Annotated in this window: 17 protein-coding genes and 1 tRNA gene; 12 read left to right on the top strand and 6 right to left on the bottom strand. The window is 75.2% G+C overall.

Features of this window, described 5'->3' with window-relative positions:
* The first annotated feature begins 164 nt into the window (after positions 1–164).
* From O7609_RS18580 to O7609_RS18600, 5 genes are all read left to right on the top strand, one after another.
* Positions 165–3,107 carry a sensor histidine kinase gene (locus O7609_RS18580; RefSeq protein WP_269743916.1) on the top strand — a complete coding sequence of 981 codons (2,943 nt, stop codon included), beginning with the start codon at positions 165–167 and terminating at the stop codon, positions 3,105–3,107.
* Positions 3,104–3,592, top strand: coding sequence for a roadblock/LC7 domain-containing protein (locus tag O7609_RS18585; protein WP_269735871.1), 489 nt, complete (start codon positions 3,104–3,106; stop codon positions 3,590–3,592). The genes O7609_RS18580 and O7609_RS18585 overlap by 4 nt, the downstream gene beginning before the upstream one ends.
* The gene (locus O7609_RS18590) at positions 3,589–4,008 is read left to right on the top strand and encodes a DUF742 domain-containing protein (protein ID WP_269735870.1); all 420 of its coding nucleotides are present in this window, start codon (positions 3,589–3,591) and stop codon (positions 4,006–4,008) included. Before O7609_RS18585 ends, O7609_RS18590 begins: the two co-directional genes overlap by 4 nt.
* 70 nt (positions 4,009–4,078) lie before the next feature.
* Positions 4,079–4,702 carry a GTP-binding protein gene (locus O7609_RS18595; RefSeq protein WP_269737204.1) on the top strand — a complete coding sequence of 208 codons (624 nt, stop codon included), beginning with the start codon at positions 4,079–4,081 and terminating at the stop codon, positions 4,700–4,702.
* A 117-nt stretch (positions 4,703–4,819) separates the two neighbouring features.
* Entirely contained in the window at positions 4,820–6,052 is a 1,233-nt protein-coding gene (locus tag O7609_RS18600) for a styrene monooxygenase/indole monooxygenase family protein (RefSeq protein WP_269735869.1), read from the top strand.
* Here O7609_RS18600 and O7609_RS18605 read toward each other — a convergent pair.
* The 4 genes from O7609_RS18605 to O7609_RS18620 form a co-directional block, all read right to left on the bottom strand.
* Positions 6,042–7,601 (bottom strand): NlpC/P60 family protein, encoded by a 1,560-nt coding sequence (locus tag O7609_RS18605; RefSeq protein WP_269743917.1) that lies wholly within the window; start codon positions 7,599–7,601, stop codon positions 6,042–6,044. The genes O7609_RS18600 and O7609_RS18605 overlap by 11 nt on opposite strands.
* 154 nt (positions 7,602–7,755) lie before the next feature.
* Positions 7,756–8,016, bottom strand: coding sequence for a hypothetical protein (locus O7609_RS18610; protein WP_269743918.1), 261 nt, complete (start codon positions 8,014–8,016; stop codon positions 7,756–7,758).
* A gap of 10 nt (positions 8,017–8,026) precedes the next feature.
* Positions 8,027–8,740, bottom strand: coding sequence for a TetR/AcrR family transcriptional regulator (locus tag O7609_RS18615; RefSeq protein ID WP_269743919.1), 714 nt, complete (start codon positions 8,738–8,740; stop codon positions 8,027–8,029).
* Positions 8,741–8,886: 146 nt separating this feature from the next.
* Entirely contained in the window at positions 8,887–9,831 is a 945-nt protein-coding gene (locus O7609_RS18620; protein ID WP_269743920.1) for an AurF N-oxygenase family protein, read from the bottom strand.
* Between the two features lie 263 nt (positions 9,832–10,094).
* Here O7609_RS18620 and O7609_RS18625 point away from each other — a divergent pair, with 263 nt between their 5' ends.
* The 7 genes from O7609_RS18625 to O7609_RS18655 all read left to right on the top strand — a co-directional run bounded on the left by O7609_RS18625 (position 10,095) and on the right by O7609_RS18655 (position 21,697).
* Positions 10,095–11,729, top strand: coding sequence for a M28 family metallopeptidase (locus O7609_RS18625; RefSeq protein WP_269743921.1), 1,635 nt, complete (start codon positions 10,095–10,097; stop codon positions 11,727–11,729).
* A gap of 233 nt (positions 11,730–11,962) precedes the next feature.
* Positions 11,963–14,626 (top strand): helix-turn-helix transcriptional regulator, encoded by a 2,664-nt coding sequence (locus O7609_RS18630; RefSeq protein WP_269743922.1) that lies wholly within the window; start codon positions 11,963–11,965, stop codon positions 14,624–14,626.
* Between the two features lie 77 nt (positions 14,627–14,703).
* A tRNA-Arg gene (locus tag O7609_RS18635) sits at positions 14,704–14,775 on the top strand.
* 396 nt (positions 14,776–15,171) lie between these two features.
* On the top strand, positions 15,172–17,808 hold the full coding sequence (gene lanKC, locus O7609_RS18640) for a class III lanthionine synthetase LanKC (protein ID WP_269743923.1): 2,637 nt from the start codon (positions 15,172–15,174) through the stop codon (positions 17,806–17,808).
* Positions 17,805–17,930, top strand: coding sequence for a SapB/AmfS family lanthipeptide (locus O7609_RS18645; protein ID WP_269735861.1), 126 nt, complete (start codon positions 17,805–17,807; stop codon positions 17,928–17,930). Before lanKC ends, O7609_RS18645 begins: the two co-directional genes overlap by 4 nt.
* Before the next feature lie 144 nt (positions 17,931–18,074).
* Entirely contained in the window at positions 18,075–19,874 is a 1,800-nt protein-coding gene (locus O7609_RS18650) for an ATP-binding cassette domain-containing protein (protein ID WP_269743924.1), read from the top strand.
* On the top strand, positions 19,871–21,697 hold the full coding sequence (locus tag O7609_RS18655) for an ATP-binding cassette domain-containing protein (RefSeq protein ID WP_269743925.1): 1,827 nt from the start codon (positions 19,871–19,873) through the stop codon (positions 21,695–21,697). The genes O7609_RS18650 and O7609_RS18655 overlap by 4 nt, the downstream gene beginning before the upstream one ends.
* 16 nt (positions 21,698–21,713) lie before the next feature.
* Here O7609_RS18655 and O7609_RS18660 read toward each other — a convergent pair whose 3' ends face one another.
* Positions 21,714–22,274 carry a response regulator transcription factor gene (locus O7609_RS18660; protein ID WP_332328075.1) on the bottom strand — a complete coding sequence of 187 codons (561 nt, stop codon included), beginning with the start codon at positions 22,272–22,274 and terminating at the stop codon, positions 21,714–21,716.
* A gap of 452 nt (positions 22,275–22,726) precedes the next feature.
* Positions 22,727–23,746 (bottom strand): TerC/Alx family metal homeostasis membrane protein, encoded by a 1,020-nt coding sequence (locus tag O7609_RS18665; protein WP_269735858.1) that lies wholly within the window; start codon positions 23,744–23,746, stop codon positions 22,727–22,729.
* Between the last annotated feature and the right edge of the window lie 64 nt (positions 23,747–23,810).

Here is a 23,810-nt window from a genome sequence, read left to right on the forward strand (position 1 = left end):
GGTTCACTTTTTCGAGTGGCCGGGAAGACGAAGTCCCACCCGCGTCCGAAGGACCCATGCAGGGTCAGATGCCGTCATGCGGTGTGGCGTTGCCCTGCCGCGCCGTAGGAGTCGCCGACCGGAGCCGTCCGGGCGGCGGAAGGAGAATGCGAGCACGGGTGGGGATGCAGCGACTTCGAGTCGGCCGCCGCGGCCGGCAGGCCGACGCCCAGGACGTTCCCGGACGCCGGGCCCGCGTGCGCAACCGACTGCTCGCCTCGGTGGCCCTGTGCACCGTGGCCGTGCTCGCCGCCGGGGTGCCCAGCGTCGTCGCGGGAAGCTCGGACGTGGCCGAGTCCCAGGAGCTGGTCGACCAGGCCGACGTGGCGCGCCGCGCCGTCTCCCTGGCCCACGCCGTCGCCGACGAGCGGGACGGCGCCGTCCGCACCCTCGCCGAGCGCGGCGCTGACAGCGCTCCCGAGGTGCCCGAGGCCGACGTGCCGGAGCCCGGCGTTCCGGACCCGGGCGTCCAGGACCCCGGCCTTCCCGGCTCCGGCGTCCAGGACCCCGGCCTTCCCGGCTCCGGCGTCCAGGACCCCGCCCTCCCGGGCTCCACGGTGCCCGGAACCGGCGTCCCCGGAACCGTCGGCGCGACCGCAACCCCCGGGACGACGGGCGGAACCGGTTCGGCCGCCACCGTCGCGCACCCGGCCGCCCACACCGCCACCGGCGACCGCTCGGAGAACGGCCCCGACGCCGCCCAGCGCTCCCGTGTGGACCGCAAGGTCGCCGAGCTGCGCTCCGAACTGCCCGGGGACGTCAGGGCCCTGGTCGACCGTCTGCCCGAGCTGCGCCAGCAGACCGAGGCGGCGAAGGGCGGGGCGGAGGACGCGCAGGCCGCCTACTCCGGTTACACCGCCATCGTGCTCGCCCTCGGCTCCGTCTCCGGGGACGCCGCCGGCGCGCTGCCCGCCCGGGCCCGGGACGCCGCCGGCGCCGGGACGGCCGTCGCGCTTCCGTACCTCGGCCGGGCCGTCGCCGAGGCCTCCGGTACCCGCGGACTGCTCCTCGGCGTCCTCACCGCGCAGGACGGCGACAGCCGCCTCGTCGCCACCGCCCAGGAGGCCCGCGTCCGCGAGCGGACGGCCCTCGCCGACTTCGAGCGCCATGCGCCCGACGCCGCCCGCGAGCGGTTCTCCAGCACCGTCAACGGCACCGACGTGACGACGGCGGAGACCTACCTCGGCCGCCTGGCCGACCGGCCCCGGCTGGACGACGCCGAACTCGACGTCGACCAGGAGCGGGTGGCCTCCACGCTGACGGCCCGCGTCGACCGTATGCGCGGCCTGCACTCCTCGCTGGCGGGCGCCGAGGTCGCCCGTCTCGAACAGCTCCGCGACGACGACGTCACCGCTCTCCAGCTGCGGTTCGCCCTGCTCGGCGCAGCCGTGCTGCTGGCCGCCGGGGTCAGCATCAGCACCGCGCGCTCCATGGCCCGTCCCCTGGCCGCCGTGCGGCGCGGCTCCCAGCGGGTGGCCGCCGACCCCGTCGCCGAGGAACCGGTGCGGTACACCGGGAGCAACGACGAGTTCGCCGACGTCGTACGCGCCGTCAACGCCCTGCGCGAGGCGGCGGTGGCGCTGGCGGAGCGGGCCGGGGCCGCGGAGGCCGACGCCGCCGAGCAGTCCGCGGCCCGGGACCGCCTCGCCGCGGAACGCCGGCGGCTGACCACCGAGCGGGAGGCCCTCCGCGAGGAGCTGGACGGGCTGTCCAGCGCCGTGCACGGCACGTTCGTCCGGCTCGCCCTGCGCAGCCTCGGCCTCGTCGAACGGCAGCTCGCGCTGATCGAGTCCATGGAGGAGAAGGAGGACGAGCCCGGCCGGCTGTCCACCCTCTTCAGGCTCGACCACATGGCCACCCGCATGCGTCGCCACGGGGAGAACCTGCTCCTCATGGCGGGCGCCGAGCACACGGCCTCGGGCCACCACCCGCAGCCGGTCTCGCTGCTGGACGTCCTCCGCGCCGCCGTGAGCGAGATCGAGCGCTATGAGCGGGTCGAGCTGACGTCCCTCCCGCCGCACGCCCAGGTAGCCGGGCACGCGGCCGACGACGTCAGCCACCTCGTCGCCGAACTGCTGGACAACGCCACCTCCTTCTCGCCGCCCGACGCCGACGTCGAGCTCTCCGGTTGGCTGCTGGAGAACGGTGAGGTCATGCTCTCCGTCCAGGACACGGGCATCGGCATGGCCGCCGACCGCCTCGTGGAGCTCAACGAACTGCTCGGCGAGCCCGCCGACCGGCGTCCCCGGGTTCCGGAGGGGCGCGACGGGCTGGGCCTCGGGCTCCACGTCGTCGCCCGGCTCGCCGCCCGGCACGGCGTCCGGGTGCAGCTGCGCGCCCAGCGGGAGGGCGGCATCACGGCCGTCGCGGTCCTGCCCAGCGCCCTGCTGCCCGACCGCCCGGCCCCCGGCACGACCGGGACCGTCGAGCCGGGCACGGCGACGGCGACGGGCATGCCCGGCTCCGTCGCGGAGGCCAACTCCAACGCGCTGCCCACCCGTGCCAGCCGCCGCTTCGCCCTCCGCAAGGCGCAGCCGGAGCCGACGCCCGAGCCCGCGCCCGGCACGGAGGACGAGCCGTCTGCCGTCTCCGCGCCGGAGTCGACGCCCGTGCCGGAGCCGGAGCCGGAGCCGACGCCCGCGCCGGAACCGGAGCCGACGCCCGCGCCGCAGCCGTCCGGGTCCGAGCCGTCCGCGCCCGGGGGCGTACGCCTGCCCGGGCAGACGGCCGAGCCGGACGAGCACGCCAGGGCCGAGGAGGAACCGCCGACGGCACGGCGGCTCACGGACAAGGGGCTGCCCAAGCGCACCCCGCACGTCAGCGCCCCGACGGCCGGGCCCGCCGCCGGCGGTGCGGCCCGCAGCGGGGTGAACGCCGAGGAGCTGCGCAGACGGCTCGGCGGCTTCCAGCGCGGCGCCCGTGCGGGCCTGCGCGAGGCGGCGGCTCAGCTCGCCGCCGACCCACCGTCCGACGCCCCGTCCGAGCGGGCCGCGGGCAGCGGACAGGAATCTTCCAGCGACCGCGCGGGGGCGGACGACATGGGTGGCACCGAGGAGGCACGTCAGTGAACGCGTCGACCACCGCGCACACGCGCCGCAGCGAGGCGGACAACCTGCGCTGGCTACTGGCCAACCTGGTCGAGGAGGTGCCAGGCATCCGCTCGGTCGCCGTGGTCTCCTCCGACGGGCTGCTCCTGCTGTCCTCCGACCCGGGGCTGGCCACCGCGGGGAAGGACCCGGAGGGGCCGGGCACCGGGCCGAAGGGTTCGAGCGCCGACCTGGCCACGATCGTCTCCGGCGTCGGCTCGCTGACCACGGGTGCCGCGAAGCTCATGGAGGGCGGGACGGTCACCCAGACGATGGTGTCCATGGACGCGGGCGCGCTGTTCGTCATGTCCATCAGTGACGGTTCCCTGCTGGGCGCGTACGCGACCCCCGACTGCGACATGGACGTCGTCGGCTACCACATGGCCCTCTTCGTGGGGCGTGCCGGGCACGTGCTCACGCCCGAACTCCGCACCGAACTGCGCAAGTCGATGGAGCTGGACCAGTGACCTCCCATCATCCCCTGCCCGTGCGGGGCGCGGTCGTCGACCGCAAGCCCGCCCGGGTCCGTCCCTACTCGCTCACCGGCGGCCGGACCCGGTTCGGGCACGTCCTCCTGGTGGAGACCTTCGTCGCGGCCATCGCGGCCCCCGAGCCGCTGCGCGAGCTGCCGGGGCTGAGCCGCGAGGGCCTGCGTGACCGGGTGATGCCGGAGATGCGGGCGATCGTCGAGCTCTGCCGGCGCATGCGTACCGTCGCCGAGATCGCCGCCGTGCTCCGGATGCCGCTCGGCGTCGTCCGCGTCCTGCTGAGCGACCTGGCCGACCAGGGCCGTATCCGGGTCTACGGAACCGGCCGGGAGACGGCAGGGCGCCCCGACCGTGCACTACTGGAAAGGGTGTTGGGTGGACTTCGCAGGCTCTGACACCGCACCGACCGCACCGACCGCTCGAACCGCCCCGGCGACGGACGCGGCGTCCCCGGCCGGGGCCGGTGTGCTGACCGGCCCCGCGCCGCTGCCCCCGGTGGAGCCCGCCGAGGAGCTCCAGGACTGGCAGCGGGACACCTCGCGCGCGCCCATAGCGACGAAGATCGTCGTGGCCGGTGGGTTCGGCGTCGGCAAGACGACGTTCGTCGGCTCCGTCTCCGAGATCGAGCCGCTCACCACCGAGGCGGTGATGACGCGGGCCAGCGAGTCGACCGACGACCTGGAGGCCACCCCGGAGAAGACGACGACGACCGTCGCCATGGACTTCGGGCGCATCACGCTCGACGCCGACCTGGTGCTCTACCTCTTCGGCACGCCGGGCCAGCAGCGGTTCTGGTTCATGTGGGACGACATCGTGCGCGGCGCGATCGGCGCGATCGTCCTGGCCGACACCCGCCGCCTGGACGACTGCTTCCCGGCGCTGGACTACTTCGAGAGCTGCGGACTGCCCTACATCGTGGCCGTCAACCACTTCGAGGGCACGCACCGCTACGACGTCGCCGACGTGCGCGACGCGCTGTCCGTGTCCGAGGACGTCCCCGTGGTGATCATGGACGCGCGGCGCACGGACAGCGTCGTCGAGTCCCTGTCCGCTCTGGTCGGCCACGCGGTGGACCTCACCCCGGCCTGACCCGCCGCCGGGGTCCTCCCCGGCACCGCGGGGCCCGTCCATCCGTCCCGTCCACCAGCCAGCACGCCGGTCCCCCCGGCGGTGCGACGCGCGCAAGACTTACGAGGAGCTTCGACCATGCGCAGGATACTCATCGTGGGAGCCGGGCAGGCCGGTCTCCAGCTCGCGCTCGGCCTGCAGGCGCAGGGGTACGACGTCACCGTCATGTCCAACCGGACCCCGGACGAGATCCGGGGCGGCCGGGTCATGTCCACCCAGTGCATGTTCGACCGCGCGCTCCAGCACGAGCGGGACACCCAGATCAACTTCTGGGAGAGCCAGGCTCCCCGCATCGAGGGCCTCGGTGTGTCGATCGCCGCGCCCGACGCCTCCCGTGCCGTCGACTGGCTCGGCCGTCTCGACGGCTACGCGCAGTCCGTGGACCAGCGGCTCAAGATGGCCGGCTGGCTGGAAACCTTCGCCCAGCGCGGCGGCCAGCTCGTCGTCCACGGCGCCGCCGTGTCCGACCTGGACTTCTTCGCCCGGACCTACGACCTCGTCCTCGTCGCCGCGGGCAAGGGCGAGCTCGTGTCGATGTTCGCCCGGGACGCCGCCCGTTCGCCCTACGACGCCCCGCAGCGCGCCCTGGCCGTCTCCTACGTCCACGGCCTCGGCCCGCGCCCGGAGCACCCGGAGACCGAGGCCGTGCGCTGCAACCTCGTCCCCGGCGTCGGCGAGCTGTTCGTCATGCCCTGCCTGACGACGTCCGGGCGCTGCGACATCCTGTTCTGGGAGGGCGTGCCCGGAGGCCCGCTCGACGTCTTCCAGGACGTCAAGGACCCGGCCGAGCACCTGGCGACCACGCTCGCACTGATGGAGAAGTTCCTCCCCTGGGAGTACGCGCGGGCCACGGACGTCGAGCTGACGGACGCGGGCGGCACGCTCGCCGGCCGCTACGCCCCCACCGTGCGCAAGCCCGTCGGGCGGCTGCCCGGCGGCGGTGCCGTGCTGGGCGTCGCCGACGTCGTCGTCGCCAACGACCCGATCACCGGGCAGGGCTCCAACTCCGCCTCCAAGTGCGCCGCCTCCTACCTCGCCTCGATCGTCGAGCACGGTGAGCGCCCGTTCGACGAGGAGTGGATGCAGGCCGCCTTCGACCGCTACTGGGAGACGGCCCAGCACGTCACCAAGTGGACGAACGCCATGCTCGCCCCGCCGCCCGAGCACGTGGTCAACCTGCTGGGCGCGGCGGGACAGCTCCAGCCCGTCGCCGACCGGTTCGCGAACGGCTTCAACGACCCGGCGGACTTCGAGGAGTGGTTCTTCGAACCCGCCAGGGCGGAGGCCTACCTCACCTCGGTCACCGGCTGACCGCGGCACCGGGCCGCGGGACGGCCGACGTACCGGGCCGCGGCGTGGACGTGGCGCCGGAGGGCGGCCTGGACGTGGCGCCGGGCCGCGGCGTGGTCGCGGCGCCCGGGGGCGGGGCGGGCGACGACGAGGGCGCCCGCGCCGAGCCGTGGCCCGTGTCGGTCCCCTCGCTCGCCCCCGGCGGCAGCGGCGGCGGCGCGTACCGCGGCAGGGGGCGTCCTTCGGGGTCCGGGCGCACGGCGCCCAGCAGCGGGTTCGCCGCCACGGGGGAGACCTTGACGGTGGCTCCCGGGCGGGGCGCCTGCACCACCCGGCCGTCGCCGATGTACAGGGCGACGTGGGTCGCCTCGGCGAAGTACACCACCAGGTCCCCGGGACGCAGCTGGTCCAGCCCGACCCGGGGCAGGCGGCGCCACTGCTCCTGACTCGTGCGCGGAATGGGTCGCGCTGCTCCGGCCCAGGCCCAGGAGGTCAGGCCCGAGCAGTCGAACGAGGCCGGGCCCTCCGCGCCCCACCGGTACGGCTTGCCGACCTGCGCGAGCGCGTTCCGCACCGCGGCCGCCCCCGCCGCCGACGGAGCCCGGGCCGCGGCCTCCGTCTCCGAGCCCAGCTTTCCGTCGTCCAGCAGCTCGCGCTGGGCCCGCCGCACCTCGGTGCGCTCGCGCTCCCTGACGGCGGCCAGCTGGCTGTCGCTCAGCGAGGCCAGCAGGCGGGAGATGTCGTCCAGCCGGACGAGGACCGCGTCCCGCCGCTCGGCCTCGTCCGCGGCCAGCCGCTCGCGCCGTTCCAGCGCGCGCCGGGCCCGCTCCGCCGTACGCCGCAGCCGTCGCTCGCCCGCCGCCAGCCTGCGTACCGTGGCGGCCTGGCTCTGCGCGGCCTCGTCCAGGACGTGGCCCCGGTGGAAGGCGTCTTGCGGGGTGCGGCTGAGCAGCATCCCCAGATACGGGTCCAGCGCCGCACTGCCGCCCCGGTACTGCTCGCGGGCCAGCCGCCCGGCCGCCCGCCGCTGCGCGTCCAGGTCCGCCCGGGCCCCGGTCAGCCGCTTCCGCAGCCGCTCCACCTTCTCCCGCTGCTCGCGCAGGGCCTCCTCGGCCGCGTTGTACTGCTCGGTCGCCGAGCCCGCCTCGCGGTACAGGGTGCGCAACCGGCCCAGCAGCTCGCCCACCGACCGCCCGGCGGCCCCTCCGGCGCTCTCCGCGGCCCCGGGGGTCGGGGCCTCGGGCGTGTCGGCGGGCGCCTCGTGCGGACCCGGCTCCTCCGGGCCCGGTTCCTGCGGGCTGCCCGGGTGCGGGAGCCGGGGCGCGTCGGGGTGCCGAGGCGGGCCCGTCAGCCACCCTCGCCACGCCGGTGCCGGCGCCTCCTCCGACGTCCCCGCGGCCGATCCGCCGGGCGGGGCGGGGAGGAGCCCCGCGACGGCGGGGAAGGCGGCCGGGCCGAGCGGCGCGGTGAGGGCGAGCACCACGGCCGTGGCGGCGCCCAGCCCTCCGGCCCGACGTGTTCCGGCCCGACGTGTTCCGGCCCGGCGGGCGGCGCGTCGATTGGCTGACACCTCATCACCTCCGCGCCCAGCAGAGGCGATACGGAGGTCGTACGGTCATATCGTCGCCGACGGCTAGGTCAACCGGCCCACCAGAAATCACCCCCTGGTGAGCCCGGGCCGTCCGCCGTGGCGGCGCCCGGCGTGCTCCCGGGCGCCGCCGCCCTCAGGCCCGCTTGCCGCGCCAGGGCCAGTTCCGCGGGGGACGCCCCTCCGGCGCGTACACATAGCGCCAGCCGCGCGGCATGCCCAGCCGCGACGTCCCGGCCGGCTCCAGCCGGTAGACGTGGACGACCGGCGGGCCGCCCTCCGCGTCGGGCACCGGGATCTCGTACCACCTGGGCGGCCGGCCCGTCGGGCCCAGCAGGACGTCCAGAACCCGGCCGTCCATCGGGCCGCCCACGAACACCGTCTTCTCGCTTCTCACCCGGCCAGTGTCACAGCAGCGACTCGCCGACGCTCAGGACGGGCGCCAGCCGCCGGAACAGCTCCCCGGCCGGGCCCTCGCGCTCCTCCGTCGCCACCGCCGTCGCGACCACCTCCGCGGACTCCTCGTCCCGGCTCGCCGTCACCAGGAGCTGGGCGACGAACTGCTCGACCATCCAGGCCGTCAGCTCCGCGCGGGGCGGCACCCGGCCCTCGTCCAGCCAGATCAGCGAGGCCGCCTCCACGGCCGCGATCCACGTCCGCACCGCCATCCGCAGCCGGGTCCCGGGCTCCGAGACCTCCAGATGCCTCAGGATCTCCTCGGCCGCGGCCCTGCGAACCTCGTCCACGATGGCGTTCGTCCGCGAGGTCTCCGCCACGCTGCCGCCCGCCAGCAGTGCCGCGAACCCGGCGTCGTGCTGCTCGACGAAGGCCAGGTAACGGTCCAGCACGCGCAGCAGCCGCTCGGTCATGGGCCCGGCCGTCGGCTCGTCGAAGCAGGCCTCCAGGGCGTCGGCGGCCTGGCGCAGCGCCGCCTCGTACAACTGCTGCTTCCCGCCGGGAAAGTAGCGGTAGACGAGCGGCCTCGACACGCCCGCCGCGGCGGCCACGTCGTCCAGGGTGATCTCTTCGGGCGGGCGGTGTGCGAACAGGCCGAGCGCCGTCGAGATGAGCTGGGCCCGCCGCTGTTCCACGCTGAGTCGTCGGTACGCGGGGGCGGTCATGCCCAGCAGGGTAGCGGGGGGCCGGACGAACCGCTCCGGGCAGGTGCGCACCGGGCGCGGGAGCGGACCGCGCCCGGCCGCTCGGCGACGTGGGGGAGAGGGGACGCGGAGCCGGCCGGAACACCCTGCCCGGCGGCGCGGACGGGTCAGGCAGCGAGCAGGCCGGAGCTGATCCAGAGTCGGCGGCCCACACCGCGCAGCACGCCGATCTCGTCCAGGAAGTCCGTCAGCCGCCTGGCGCCCGTCTGCATGACCTCGCGCCGGTGCGCGCTCGCCCGTACCTGGGCGAGGGCCTCCCGCCGGTCGAGTCCGACGTCCGTGTAGACCTGCGGATTGACGAAGGCGACGGAGAAGACGCGGGCCGCCTCGCCGGCGCTGAGCCGGGTGAGCGCCCGTTCCCAGCGCGGCGCGGACACCATCTGCCGCCGCAGCTCCTCCCGCGCGTAGCGCACGTGCCGGGCCTCCTCCACGACGTGGATGCGCGTGATGCCGCGCACGAGCGGCTGCACCCGCTCGTCGGGGAAGGTGAGGCGCTGCATCCAGTCCAGGATCTCCTCGCCCAGGAGGGTGCAGGCGAACGAGCCGGGCGTGGTCGAGACCGTCTTCAGAACGCGGGCCAGGTTGTGGTTGAGCCGGCTGACCGGGTACGGGTTCGAGCCGCCCAGGTTGATCAGCCGTCCGAACATCAGCGAGTGCCGGCACTCGTCGGCGATCTCCGTCAGCGCATAGCGCACGTGGCTGCTGGTGAGCGGCTTGTCGTAGATGTGCCGGACGAGGAGCTGCATGAGGATGATCTCGAACCAGATGCCCAGCGAGGCCAGCGAGGCCGCCTCGTGCCGGGCCAGGTCCATCCGCTGCTCCTCGGGCATCCGGTGCCACAGGGGCGTGTCGTAGAGGGACACCAGCTCGGGCGGCCAGAACCACTTGCCCTCCTCGTAGGGCGCGTCCCAGTCCAGCTCCACGTCCGGGTCGAAGGAGTGCTTCCGGGACGCCTCCAGCAGGCGTTCGGCCACCTCCTCGCGGTCCTTGAGCCGACCGAGTGCGTCGCGCAGGAGGGTGTGGTCGGTACCGGGTTCGGAGGCTGTGGTCATGGCTGCACCTCACTGCGGGTCTGGACACGGCGGGTCGTTACCACCGGTCACATCGGCGACCCTTTTATGAGACTGCCTGTCAGCAAGTGCGTCAATCCCCCGGACCCGACTCTTTGCGCGACTCCGCCCGTTCCGCGGGACGACAAGGGTTCTCCCCGATTCCGCCGCCCGCTTCCCTCCCTACGCTCGCTGGCCACGGCCACCCCCCGGCCGACGCCCTGCCCGCAGGCGGCAGGAGCGAGACCATCGGAAAGGAGGACGAGATGCTGAGACGCTTGACGGCCCCGGTCGTCACCCTGGCCCTTGCCGCGGCTCTGCCGATATCCGGCCTGGTCACCACCGGAAGCGCGAGCGCGGCACCGCGGCAGGCCCCCACCACCGCGACGACGGCGGCCGCTCCCGACATCTCGCTCGACGGAGTCAGGGATCACCTCTCCGCGTTCCAGGACATCGCCGACCAGCACGGCGGCAACCGGGCCCACGGCACCCCCGGCTACCAGGCCTCCGTCGACTACGTCCAGGCCGAACTGGACGCCGCCGGCTTCGAGACCCAGGTGCAGTCGTTCACCTACTACGGCAAGACCGGCTACAACCTCATCGCCGACTGGCCCGGCGGCGACCCGGACGACATCCTCATGGTCGGCGGCCACCTCGACGGCGTCAGCTCCGGCGCCGGCATCAACGACAACGGCTCCGGCTCGGCCGCCATCCTCGAAGTCGCGCTGGAGGTCGCCCGCAACGACTACCAGCCCGACAAGCACCTCCGGTTCGCCTGGTGGGGCGCCGAGGAGCTCGGTCTGATCGGCTCCAGCCACTACGTCGACAGCCTCTCCGCCGCCGACCAGGCGCGGATCAGCGGCTACTACAACTTCGACATGGTCGGCTCGCCCAACCCCGGCTACTTCATCTACGACGGCGACGACTCCGACGGCGTCGGGGCCGGACCCGGGCCCGACGGCTCCGCCCACCTGGAGACCGTCCTGGAGGACTACTTCACCTCCATCGACTGGCCCACCCGCGGCACCGACTTCAGCGGCCGCAGCGACTACGGCCCGTTCATCGAGGTCGGCATCGCGGCCGGCGGCACCTTCACCGGTGCCGAGGGCCGCAAGACCCAGGCCGAGGCGCAGCTGTGGGGCGGCACCGCCGGGCGCGCCTACGACCCCTGCTACCACTCCTCCTGCGACGGCCTCGCCAACCTCGACGACGGCGCCCTCAACCGCAACGCCGACGCCATCGCCTACGCCGTGTGGACGGTCGCCGGCGAGCAGACGGCCGACGACTTCTCGGTGAGCGTCTCGCCGGCCTCGGGCACCGTGGACGCCGGCGCCTCGGCGACGGCCACCGTCGCCACCCAGACGACGCGCGGCACCGCCCAGCAGGTCCAACTCGCCGCCTCCGGGCTGCCGGAAGGCGTCACCGCCACGTTCAGCCCCGCCGCCGTCACCTCCGGCGAGTCCGCCACACTGACCCTCACGGCCGCGGAGTCGGCGCCGTCCGGCACCCACGCCGTCACCGTGACCGGCACCGGGACGCAGACCTCCGACACCGCGACCTACACCCTGACGGTCAACGGCACCTCGTCCTGCGGCGGCCACGGCAACACCCGCACCGGAACCCTCTCCGGCCAGGGCGACGCCGACTACCAGCCCGACGGAAGCTACTTCCACACCCCCACCTCGGGCACGCACAGCGCCTGCCTCGACGGCCCCGACGGCGTCGACTTCGACCTCTACCTGCAGAAGTGGAACGGCTACGGCTGGTCCAACGTCGACAGCGGCACCAGCTCCGGGCCCGACGAGTCGATCTCCTACTCCGGCACCTCCGGCTACTACCGCTACCGGGTCTACGCCTACTCCGGCAGCGGCTCCTACACCCTGGGCTACGACACGCCCTGAGGCGCACCTGAGCTGGCCCTGAGCACGCCTTGAGCCCCTGAACGCGCCCCGACTGCCGAGCGGCCGACGTCACCGCACCACCCCGCCGCCCGGCCGGGCCCCACCCGGCCGGGCGGCACCGTCGCCGTCCCGGTGCCGCCGTCCCGGTACGGCAGCCCCGGTGCCGCCGTCCAAAGCCGTCACACCCGCGCCGTTGAGCCCCGGCGCGCCACGTCGCTAAGGTCGGTGCGACCGTGCACGCGCCCGGGGGAGCCATCGACGACCACGCCGGAAGACCGGCCGATGACCTCACCCCATCAGCGCCACCGCTGGTGGGGCGCTCCGCCCTGCTCCGCGCCGTCGAGACCCGCCTCGCCGCCGGCGGCAGCGTCGTCCTCACCGGCCCCGCGGGCATCGGCAAGACCGCGCTCCTCACCACCCTCGCCACCACCGCCCGCGCCCGGGGCGAGAACGTCCTGCGCGTCACCGTCCCCCGCAGGCCCCCGCCCCGCACCCCGCAACCGCCCCCCGACACCCCCACCCTCCTCCTCGTCGACGACGCCCAGTGGCTCCACCCCCGGGCCGTCGAGGCCGTGCGGCGCACCCTGGCGCGCGCTTCCAGCCGCCTGCGGCCGGCCCCCGTCCGCGCCGTCGTCGCCGGCCGCTGGACACCCCGCCTCCCCGCCGACGTCGCGCCCGACGCCGCACCCTGGCGGCCCGCCCCGGACGCCGTCGAGCTCCCCGTGCCCCCGCTCGGGCCCGAGGGCGTCGCCGAACTCCTCGACCCGCACGGCCTGCCCGCCCGGCTCACCAACAAGCTCCACGCCGACTCCGGCGGCAATCCCCGCCTCGCCCTCGCCCTCGCCGCCGCCTACGCGGACCGCGTCCCCCGCCCCGGCCGCCCCGCGCCCCTTCCGGCCGAGGTCACCGCCCTCCTCGCGGAACGCCTCGCCACCCTGCCCGACGCCGTCCGCGACACCCTCCTCGCCGCGGCCCTCTCCGACCCGCCCACCGTCCCGCTCCTCCTCCGCACCGGCCGCCCCGCAGCCGGCGACCACATCGCCCGCGCCGCCACCGCCGGGCTCCTCCTCACCGACGGCGACATCATCCGCTTCACCCCGCCCGACGCCGCCGACGTCATCGCCGCCCAGGCCGGTGCCGCCCGCCGCGCCGCCCTCCACATCACCCTCGCCGCCGCCACCACCGACCCCGCCGCCCGCGCCCGGCACCAGGCCCTCGCCGTCACCGACCCCGACCCCGGCCTCGCCCACCGCCTCACCCGGGCCGCCGACGCCGCCCGCCGCAAGGGTGCCCACCGCACCGCCGCCGAGCTGTACCTCCTCGCCGCCGAACGCACCCCCGCGGCGCCCCCGGCCCGCGAAGCCGACCGCCTCGACCGCCTCCTCGCCGCCGCCCGCTCCGGCGCCACCGCCGCCCACGGCGCCGTCGTCCACCGCGCCGCCGACGCCGTCCTGCGCACCGACGCCCCACCCGCCGCCCGCGTCGCCGTCCGGCTCGCCCTCCTCGACCTCGCCGGCCGGGGACTCGGCGACATGGACGAGACCTTCGCCGCCGCCCTCCTCGACGCCGCGGACCACCCCGCCCACCTGGCCCGCGTCCGCCTGCGCCTGGCCTGGGCCGCCCTCCTGGACGGCAAGCCCCTGCGCGCCGAGACCGAGGCCGACCGCACCGTCCGCCACGCCCGCGCCGCCGTCGACCCCGCCACCGAGGCCATGGCCCTCGCCGTCAAGGCCGCCGTCGCCCGGGCCACCGGACGCAGCGACCACCAGGCCCACCTCGACCACGCCCTGCACCTGCCCCACCGCGCCCCCGACGGCTGGCTGCACATGACGCCGCGCTTCCTCTCCGCCCGCTTCGCCGCCGCCGACGACCGCCTCCACGAGGCCCGCGAAGCCCTGCTGCGCATGCTCGCCGAGGTCGGCCACGGCACCGGCGAGGAGACCGTCGCCGTCCTGTCCGCCCTCGCCGAGACCTGCGCCGCCCTCGGCCACTGCCGCGAAGCCCTCGACTACGCCGACCGCGCCGTCCACCTCACCCGCGAAGCCGGGTACAGCCCCGGCCCCGCCTGGTACGGCGCCGCCGTCGCCGAGCTCGCCGGCGGCGACCTCACCCGCGCCGCCGCCTACGCCGACCGCGGCGTCCTCGCCTCCGAGCAGGAACGCGACATCCCCCACCTCGCCCGCCACCTGCACGCCCTCGGCCAGGCACGCCTGCGCACCGGCGACCTCCGCGGCGGCGTCGCAGCCCTCCACCGCCTCCGGGACCTGCACCAGGCCCAGGGCATCGACTCACCCCACACCCTGCGCTGGCACGCCGACCTCGCCTCCGGCCTCGTCGCCCTCGGCGACCTCACCGCCGCCGCCGAGCTCATCCACGCCACCCGCACCGCCCTCACCGCCCCCGGCAACCCCGGCGGCGTCGAGGCCCGCCTCGACCGCGCCGAAGCCGCCCTCCACGCCGCCCACGGCGACCCCGACACCGCCCTGGCCCTCCTCGACGCCGCCACCGCCCGCTTCGCCGCCCTCGGCCAACCGCTCGAACACGGCCACTGCCTCCTCGAACGCGCCCGCCTCGAACGCCGCCGGCGACGCCACGCCGCCGCCCGCGCCGCCACCGCCGAGGCCCTCGCCCTCTTCACCCGCCACGCCGCCCGCCCCTGGCGCGCCCAGGCCGACCGCCACCTCACCCACCCCGACGACGGCACCGTCCTCACCGTCAGCGAGGAACGCATCGCCGCCCTCGTCGTCGGGGGCGCCACCAACCAGGAGGTCGCCGCCCGCATGTTCCTCAGCGTCAAGACGATCGAGGCCTCCCTGACCCGCATCTACCGCAAGCTTGGCATCCGCTCCCGCACCCAGCTCAGCACCCTCCTCCACACCACCCACCCCGGCACCTGACCCCGCCAGCCGAAACGGGTTCCTGACCATCCCCGCCGAGCTGGTAAGGTTTCACCCGTCGCCGCAACACGCGGCAAGCCCCCGTAGCTCAGGGGATAGAGCAACGGCCTCCGGAGCCGTGTGCGCAGGTTCGAATCCTGCCGGGGGTACTTCGGAATCAAGGCTCTGACCAGCAGCAATGCCGGTCAGAGCCTTTCTTGTGTAGGTCGACGCGTATACATCGCCTCGCGTCATCTCCCCTCGCCTCCATGTGCCCGTGCGCCGGGGATCGCGTCTGCGGGCGCGCGCACTCCCCGTCCCCGGGTGCGCGGCAACGGCATGCAGCCCCGGTGGTGTTGGCGTGGCCCGGCAAGGTCGCCCTCATGAACCGGTGTGCCCCTGCCGCGTCCGTCAACGGAGCCGCCCCGGGCGGAGCGTACGCATGAGTAGCGCACGGCCGGACGGTGACACTTGTGACTACTGGTGCGCCGCCGCGCCGTGAAAACGTGGTCGCGGCGACACGGTGAGTGACGCTCTGCGGAGGCAACCGTCCGAAGGGAGTGCGCGTGAACCAGGGGTACGCGGCGTTCTGCGGCACCGACCAGTACTTCTACGACACCCCTCGGCGCCCCCTCACCGCCTCCGACGACGGCCGGTCGACCGCCGAGTACCGGGCGGCCGCACGCCCTGTGCCGGACGGCTGGCGCACGCACCGGGCCGGTGACTGGCTGGCGCTGCGCCCTGAGGACGGTGAACTCCCCGACCAGGGCTGGAAGATCCACGTCTCGGCCACCCTGCGGAACGCGGAGTCGGTGCTCGACCGGGTGTGGGAGTACTGCGTCGACCACGGCCTCGCCTTCAAGTTCGTCCCCGGTCCGCACCTGCTGCGACTGCGGAACGCCAAGTACGCCAACCGCGGCGCGAGCGGGAAGTTCATCACCGTCTACCCGCCGGACGAGGCGGCGTGCGAGACCACGGCACGCGAGCTGGACGGCCTGCTGGCCGGCGAGCCGGGCCCCTACATCCTCAGCGACGTGCGCTGGAACCAGGGCCCGGTGTACCTGCGCTACGGCAGCTTCACCCGGCGCCACGCGTACGACGAGAGCGGCGAGGCGGTCCCGGCGGTCGAGACCCCGGAGGGCGTGCTCGTGCCGGACCTGCGCGGCACCGCTTTCCAGGTGCCCGAGTGGGTCGAGCTGCCCGCCTTCCTCCGGCCGCACGTCGAGGCGCGCTCGGCGGTGGACGTCACCGGTCTGCCGTACGCGATCGAGCGGGCGCTGCACTTCTCCAACGGCGGCGGGGTGTACCAGGCCCGCGACACCCGCACCGGGGAACGCGTGGTGCTCAAGGAGGCCCGGCCGCACGCGGGGCTGGCGGCGGACGGCGCCGACGCGGTCGAACGCCTGCACCGGGAGCGCCGGGCCCTGGAGCGGCTGTCGGGCCTGAGCTGCGCGCCGGAGGTGAAGGACTCCTTCGTGCTGGGGGACCACCACTTCCTGGTGCTGGAGTACGTCGAGGGCAAGCCGCTCAACTCGTTCTTCGCCCGGCGCCACCCGCTCATCGACCCCGACCCCGAGCCGGAGCGGCTGGCCGAGTACGCGCGGTGGGCGATGCGGATGCACGCGCTGGTGGAACAGGCCGTCGAGGCCGTGCACGCGCGCGGCATCGTCTTCCACGACCTGCACCTCTTCAACGTGATGGTCTCCGAGGACGAATCCTCCGTGGTGCTGCTGGACTTCGAGGTCGCCCAGGACGTCGCGGACGCCGGGCGCCAGACGGTGGCCCACCCCGCCTTCGTGGCCCCGCCGGGACTCCGCGGCTTCGACATCGACCGGTACGCGCTCGCCTGTCTGCGCCTCGCCCTGTTCCTGCCGCTGACCAGCCTGCTCGCCATCGACCGGGCCAAGGCCGCCCATCTGGCCGAGGTGGCGGCGGAGCGGTTCCCGGAAGCTGAAGCGTTTCTGCGGCGCGGCGTCGCGGAGATCCTCCGCACCCCGGCCCAGGGGGAGACCGGCCGGCGCCTACCCCCGGTCGACCCCGGCGACTGGCCGAACAGCGGGGACTCCCTGGCACGCGGCATCGCGGCTTCCGTGACGCCCGACCGGGAGGACCGCTGCTTCCCCGGCGACATCGCCCAGTTCACCGCCACCGGCGGCGGCCTGTCGTTCGCCCACGGTGCGGCCGGAGTCCTGTACGCGCTCTCCGCCAGCGGCGCGCCGAGGTGCCCGGAAGCCGAGGAATGGCTGCTGGCCCACGCCAAGCAGCCCCCGTCCGGGACCCCGCTGGGCTTCTACGACGGACTGGCCGGCCTCGCCTGGACGCTGGACCACCTCGGCCACCGCGACCAGGCCCTCTCGCTGGTGGAGCTCGCCCTCGACCAGCCCTGGGAGTCGCTGCCGTCCGGCCTGCACGGCGGCCTCGCCGGATTCGGCCTGGCCCTGGACTCGCTCGCCGCCACCACCGGTGAGCAGCAGCTGCGCACGGCGGCTCTGCGCTGCGCCGAGATCATCCGGACCCGGCAGCAGCCGGCCGGCCAGGACGGCTCTGCGCACACCGGCCTGCTACGAGGCGCCAGCGGGCCCGCGCTCCTGGGCGTCCGGCTGTACGAGCACACCGGCGACACGTCCCTCCTCGACCTGGCCGCCGACGCGCTGCGCCAGGACCTCGACCGGTGCGTCACCCGCCCCGGCGGCGCCCTGCACACCGACGAGGGCTGGCGCACCCTGCCCTACGTCGGGGCGGGCAGCGTCGGCGTCGGCATGGTCCTGGACGACTACCTGGCCCACCGCCCGGACGAGCGGTTCGAGCGGGCCCGGGCCGGGATCGTCCGCGCCGCGCGGGCCGGGTTCTACGCCCAGCCGGGGCTGTTCCGCGGCCTGGCGGGCATGGTGCTCTACCTCGGCCGCACCACCGCGCCCGGCGCCAGCGCCGCCGACCTCCGGCGCCAGACCGGGGCGCTGGCCTGGCACGCCATGAGCTTCCAAGGCCATCTGGCCTTTCCCGGAGAGCAGATGATGCGGCTGTCCACGGACCTCGCCACGGGCTCCGCCGGTGTGCTGCTGGCGCTGGCCGCGGCACAGCCGGGACACCCGGCCGCGCTGCCCTTCCTGCCGCCCCCGGGGCGGCCCCACGGACCGGTTCCCACCAGGGGACCGATGCAGGAAACACGCAACACCATCCCGAGTGGAGAGGAATCATCATGACCCTGCTCGACCTGCAGACGATGGAGACCGTGAAGGACGAGGCCATGGGCGACACCGCCCACGGCAGCGAGGCCAGCCTGCTGCTCTGCGGTGACAGCTCCCTGAGCCTCACCACCTGCTGACACGGGCTCCACAGGGCCCGGACCGCCCACGGCCGCCGTCGCATCGCCGACGGCCCGTGGCGGTCCGGGCCCTGCCCGCGCCGCCGCGCCCCGGGGCCGCGGCCGTGGCACCGCCGTCCGTCCCGAAGCAAGGAGACACCGCCTATGGCGCCCGCTCCTCCCCGGCCCGCCGGGAGTGGCACCTCCGGACGGCGACTGCTCCTGCGGACCGCCTGGCACGCCCGGTTCGGCACCGCGGGAGTCCTGCTGTGCGCCACGCTCTCCGCCGCGACCGCCCTGGCCCTGCCGGCCGTGCTGGGGCACACCCTCGACCTGCTGATGGAGGGTCGGCCCGGCGCCGGCCGATGGCTGGCTCTCTGCGTCACGCTGATGGCCGCCGACGTGCTGCTGGAGGCCGTGCTCGCCTACCTGGCCGGGGCCGTGGGGGGCCGCTCGACCGCCTGGCTGCGTACCCGGGGCCTCCAGGCCCTGCTGGCCGCCGCCCCGCACCGGCTCTCCCGGGTCACCCCCGGTGACGCCGCCACGCTGCTCTCGGCCCGCACCGCCGAGGCGGGCGCCGGGCCGGCCGCCGGGGCGCGGCTCGTCGCCTCGCTGCTGACACCGGCCGGGGGCCTGATCGCCCTGTTCCTGATCGACGTCCGCACCGGCCTGGCCTTCGCCGTCGGACTTCCGGCGCTGGTGTTGCTGCTGCGGGCCTTCGCCCGCCGTTCCGCCGAGAGCGTGACGCACTATCAACGGGTCCAGTCGGACATCGCGTCGCGGCTGCTGGACGCCCTGGCCGGAGCACACACCATCGCCGCGGCGGGGACGGAGGACCAGGAACGGCGGCGTGTGCTGGCTCCCCTGGCGGAACTCGGCCTCCAGGGCCGGCGGATGTGGAGTGCGTACGGCCGGGCGGTCGCCCGGGGCGGCGTCCTCATGCCGCTGCTCGTGACCGCGGTACTGGCGGTCGGCGGCCTCGGTCTCACCGAGGGCCGCCTGAGCGTCGGGGAACTGCTGGCGGCCGCGCGATACGCGGCGCTCGCGGCCGGCGCCGGGGCCGTCGCCGGTCCTCTCCAGGCGCTGGTCCAGGGCCGGGTCGCGGCGGTCCGGCTCGCCGAGCTGCTGGCCGTCCCGCCCGTCACCTACGGCACGACCCCGCTCCCGGCCGCCGGACCGGGCAGACTGGAACTGCGCCGTGTCCGGGTGTCGCGCGAGGGCCGGACGCTGCTGGACGACGTCGATCTGACCGTTCCGGGTGGAGTGACCGCGGCGGTCGTCGGGCACTCCGGAGCCGGGAAGTCCACCCTCGCAGCGATCGCCGGACGGCTCGCCGACCCCGACGGGGGCCGGGTGCTGCTCGACGGCGTCGAGCTGGCCTCCGTGCCCCGCGCCGCGCTGCGCCGGGAGGTCGGCTACGCCTTCAGCAGGCCCGTTCTCTTCGGCGACACGGTCCAGGACGCCCTGGCCTGGGGCGCGGAGACGGCGCCGCCGGCCCGCGTGGTCGCGGCGGCCCGTGCGGCCGGGGCCGACGGCTTCGTCCGGCGGCTCCCGCACGCGTACGCCACCCCACTCGCGCTGGCTCCGGTGTCCGGAGGGGAGTCCCAACGGCTCGGCCTGGCCCGGGCCTTCGCGCACGCCGGCAGGCTGCTGATCCTGGACGACGCCACCTCCAGCCTGGACACCGCGACCGAGCGGGAGGTGGACCGGGCGCTGGCGCGGGAGGTACGTCCCGGGACCCGGCTGATCGTCGCTCGCCGCCAGGCCACGGCCGCCCGCGCGGATCTGGTGGTCTGGCTGGACGGCGGCCGGGTCCGTGCCGTCGCCCCGCACGCCGAGCTCCGCCACGACCCGCACTACCGGGCGGTGTTCGCCGAAGCCGACGCAGGGCCCGATGCCGAGTCCGATGCCGAGTCCGGCGCCGAGGCGGGCGCCGCCACCGCCGACGGACGGAGCGGGGCATGAGCCGGCCGCCGCGACCGGGCCGGGGCGCACTGCGTCGGCTGCTGCCGCAGGCCCGCCGGTTCCTGCGCCACCGCACCCGGGTGCTCGTCCGCCTGGCGCTGCTGTCCCTGCTGGAGTCCGGGGGGACGTTCCTCAGCGGCTACGCCCTGGCGCGGGCGCTGGACGACGGGTTCCTGGCCGGCCACCCCGGAGTCGGTTTGCTCTGGCTGGGCGCCGGTGCCCTCGCCGTCCTGGTGAGTGGCCCCGTGGTGCGGGCCGTGTTCGGCGCGCTGGCGGAACTGACGGAGCCGCTGCGGGACGGGCTCGTCCGGCGGGCGGTGACGCGCGCGCTGCACCGGGCGACGGCCGACCCCGCACGCGCGGGCGGCGGGTCCGCGGCGGGTGCGGACAGCGCGGTGGTGTCCCGGCTGACCCAGCAGACCGAGATCGCCCGCGACAGTTTCGCGGGCCTCGTCCTGACCACCCGCTCGTTCGTCTTCACCGCGCTCGGCGCCCTGGTGGGCCTGGCCTCCCTCGCCCCGCAGTTCCTGCTGGTGGTGCTGCCTCCGCTGGCTGCCGGTCTGCTGCTTTTCCTGTGCACCCTGACGCCGATGGCCGCGGCCCAACGGCGGTTCCTGGACCGGGACGAGGCGTTCGCCGACCGGGCCGGGGCGCTGCGCGGCGGGCTGCGCGACATCGCCGCGTGCGGCAGCCGGCAGCAGGCCGAAGCGGAGGCGGCCCCGCTGGTCGAGGCGGCCGCGTCGTCGGCGCGCGCCCTGGCCCGCTGGGCCGCCGCGCGTACGGTGGCGCTCGGTGTTGCGGGTCAGCTCCCCGTCGCCCTGCTCCTGGTGGCCACCCCCTGGCTGCTGCGCCAGGGAGTGACCCCGGGGGCGCTGCTGGGCGCCTTCGCCTACCTCGTCCAGGCGCTGCTGCCCGCCCTGCGGACCCTGATGACGGCGGTGGGGGCGGCCGGAACGCGTCTGCTGGTCGTGCTGGACCGACTCGCCGGTACGCCGCCGCCGGCCCGGCCACGTCCGGACGCCGCACCGGCTCCGGGACCGCCCGGACCCGGACGCCGTGCCCCGGCGGTGGAGTGCCGCGGCGTCACCGTGTCCTACGGCCCCGGCTCGCGTCCCGTCGTGGACGGTCTGGACCTGGTGGTGGAGGAGGGCGAGCACCTCGCCGTGCTGGGGCCGAGCGGGATCGGCAAGTCGACCCTCACCCATGTGCTGTCCGGGCTGATGACCCCCGACCGCGGCAGCGTGCGCCTGGCCGGGCAGCCGGTCGCCGGGCGGACACGCGCGGAGCTGGCCCGCCTGCGGGCCGTTCTGCCGCAGCAGGCGTACGTGTTCACCGGTTCGCTGCAGGACAACCTGCGGCTGCTGCGCCCGGACGCGCACTCCGCCGACGTCCGGGCCGCCGCGGAGGCGCTGCTTCCGGACGAACTGCTGCGCCGGCTCGGCGGGCTGGACGGAGCGGTCCGGCCCGGCACGCTGTCCGAGGGCGAACGGCAACTGATCTGTCTGGCACGGGCCCACCTTGCCCAGGCACCCCTGCTGATCCTGGACGAGGCGACCTGTCACCTCGACCCGGGCGCGGAGGCGCACGCGGAACGGTTCCTGGCGAGGCGGAGCGGCACGCTGCTGGTGGTCGCCCACCGGCTGTCGTCCGCGCGCCGCGCCCATCGGGTGCTGCTGCTGGACGACACGGAGGCGGTGTGCGGAACCCACGGCCACCTGCTCCGGAGCTCTCCCGCGTACCGCCGCCTCCTCGGCCACGCCGAACCCGGAGCCGCGGGCCCAGCGGCCGTGAGCGCCCTGCCGGTCCCCCCGGGCGGCCGCTGACCTCCCCCGCGAACGCTCAGATCCAGCCCGACTGCCGGCCGATGCGGACGGCGTCCAGCCGGTTGCGAGCCCCCGCCTTCCGGGTGGCGGACGCGATGTAGTTGCGCACCGTGCCCAGGGACAGGTGCAGCGTCGCCGCGATGTCGGCGGTCGACGCCCCTTCCGCCGCCAGGCCCAGCACGCCGCGCTCGCGCCGGGTCAGCGGCATCTCGGCCGCCTGCAGGAGGCTGGGTGCGAGCGAGCCGTCGATGAACTCCCCGCCCTTCGCCACGCGGTGGACCGCCTCGACGAGTCGGCCCCGGGGGCCGTCCTTGTCCACGTACCCGGACGCCCCGGCCTCGTAGGCCCGGCGCAGCGCACCGGCCTGGTCGGGCGACACGAGCACCAGCAGGGCTCCTCCGCCCCGCAGGCCGATCCCCGGGCGCAGCGACGCGGCGTCGGTGATCCAGACGTCCACCGGCCCCCGGACCGCGGCGTCGCGCTCGGCCTCCTCCCAGGAGGCTTCCGAGACCTCCAGCGAGTCGTCCGAGCGCAGTAACGCTGCGAGCGACGCCTTGAGCAGATTGTGCTCATGCACCACCACAACATGAACCATCGCGGTCTCCAACCCCCTGCTTCCTGCGGATCTCCCGTGACACGGAGTGTGGAAACAGACACGCGGCGGTCCCGCATCGTGTCGACTCCGTCACACACAGTCGCAGTACGATTATCACGGTGCTGTGGGGGTGCGGAAGCGGCGCAGGAGGGCCCGCCCCGCCCATACCGTGCCTCGCGTGCGCCCGGCGTGTGCCCCCGCCGCGCGTTTCCCGGTGTGCGGTCGGCGGCCAGCAGGACGCAGCCGAGGGCGTCGTCGGCCGTGGCGGCCCGCTGGTCCGCGCCGACCTCCCCGTCCTGCCCGGCGGATCGGGGCGGGCCTGCGGAGTGCCGACCGTCGGCCTCGACCTCGCCGACGGGCGCCCGTCCCGCGGTGCGGGTGAGCGGCGCGGTGCCTCGCCGGGCGCCCGGCCTGCCGCGCTGACCCCGGGCCGCTCAGCGGCGGTCGGCCTCGCGCTCGGCGTCCCCGGGCTGGGAGGGGTGGGCGCGCAGGGAGCCGGGGTGGGCCTTGGCCGTCGGGTCCTGCCTGGTCTTGACGAGGCTCGCCACGGTGACGACGGCCAGGACGACGGCGATGACGGCGAGGCTGAGCGGCGTGGGAATCTCGGGGACGCTGTCGTTCACGTCGACGTGCGCCCAGTGCAGGATGAGCTTGACGCCGATGAACGCGAGGATCAGCGCGAGCCCGGCGGACAGGTACACCAGCCGGTCCAGCAGCCCCTTGACGAGGAAGAACAGGGCGCGCAGACCGAGCAGGGCGAAGGCGTTGGCCGCGAAGACGATGTAGGGCTCCTGGGTGACGCCGAAGACCGCGGGGATGGAGTCCAGCGCGAAGAGCAGGTCGATGCTGCCGATGGCGAGCAGGACGACGAACAGCGGGGTGACCATCCGGCGCCCGTCGACGCGGGTGAGGAGCCTGCCGCCGACGTAGTCGTCGGTGACCGGCAGCAGCCGGCGGGCCCCCTTGACCATGGGGTTGTCCTCGATGTCCGGGTCCTCGTCGCGGTGCCGGAACAACTGCACGGCCGTGTAGATGAGCAGCAGGCCGAAGAGCAGGAACATGAACGAGAACAGCGCCAGCAGGGTGGCGCCGAGCACGATGAAGACCGCGCGCATGGCCAGGGCGAGCACGATGCCGAACGTGAGCACCTTGTGCTGGTGCTCCGCCGGTACGGCGAAGGTGGTCATGATGATGACGAAGACGAACAGGTTGTCGACCGACAGGCTCTTCTCGACGATGTAGCCGGCGAAGTACTCGGTGCCGAGCTCCCCACCGTACCGTGCGGCGAACCAGAGGCCGAAGGCCACCGCGACGAGGATGTAGAACACCGACCAGGCGGTTGCCTCGCCGAAGCCGACGCGGTGGGGGCGCACGGCGGCCACGATCAGGTCGACGGCCAGCAGGGCGAGGACCAGCCCGATGGTGACGGCCCAGGTGAGTGCGCTGATGTCCACCGTTCCTCCGTGCCGTGTCCGTCCCGCCGTTCTCTTCCCGGCCCAGGCCGGCCTGCGGACGGGG

Origin of the sequence: Streptomyces sp. WMMC1477, assembly GCF_027460245.1 — a bacterium.
Lineage (GTDB): Bacteria > Actinomycetota > Actinomycetes > Streptomycetales > Streptomycetaceae > Streptomyces.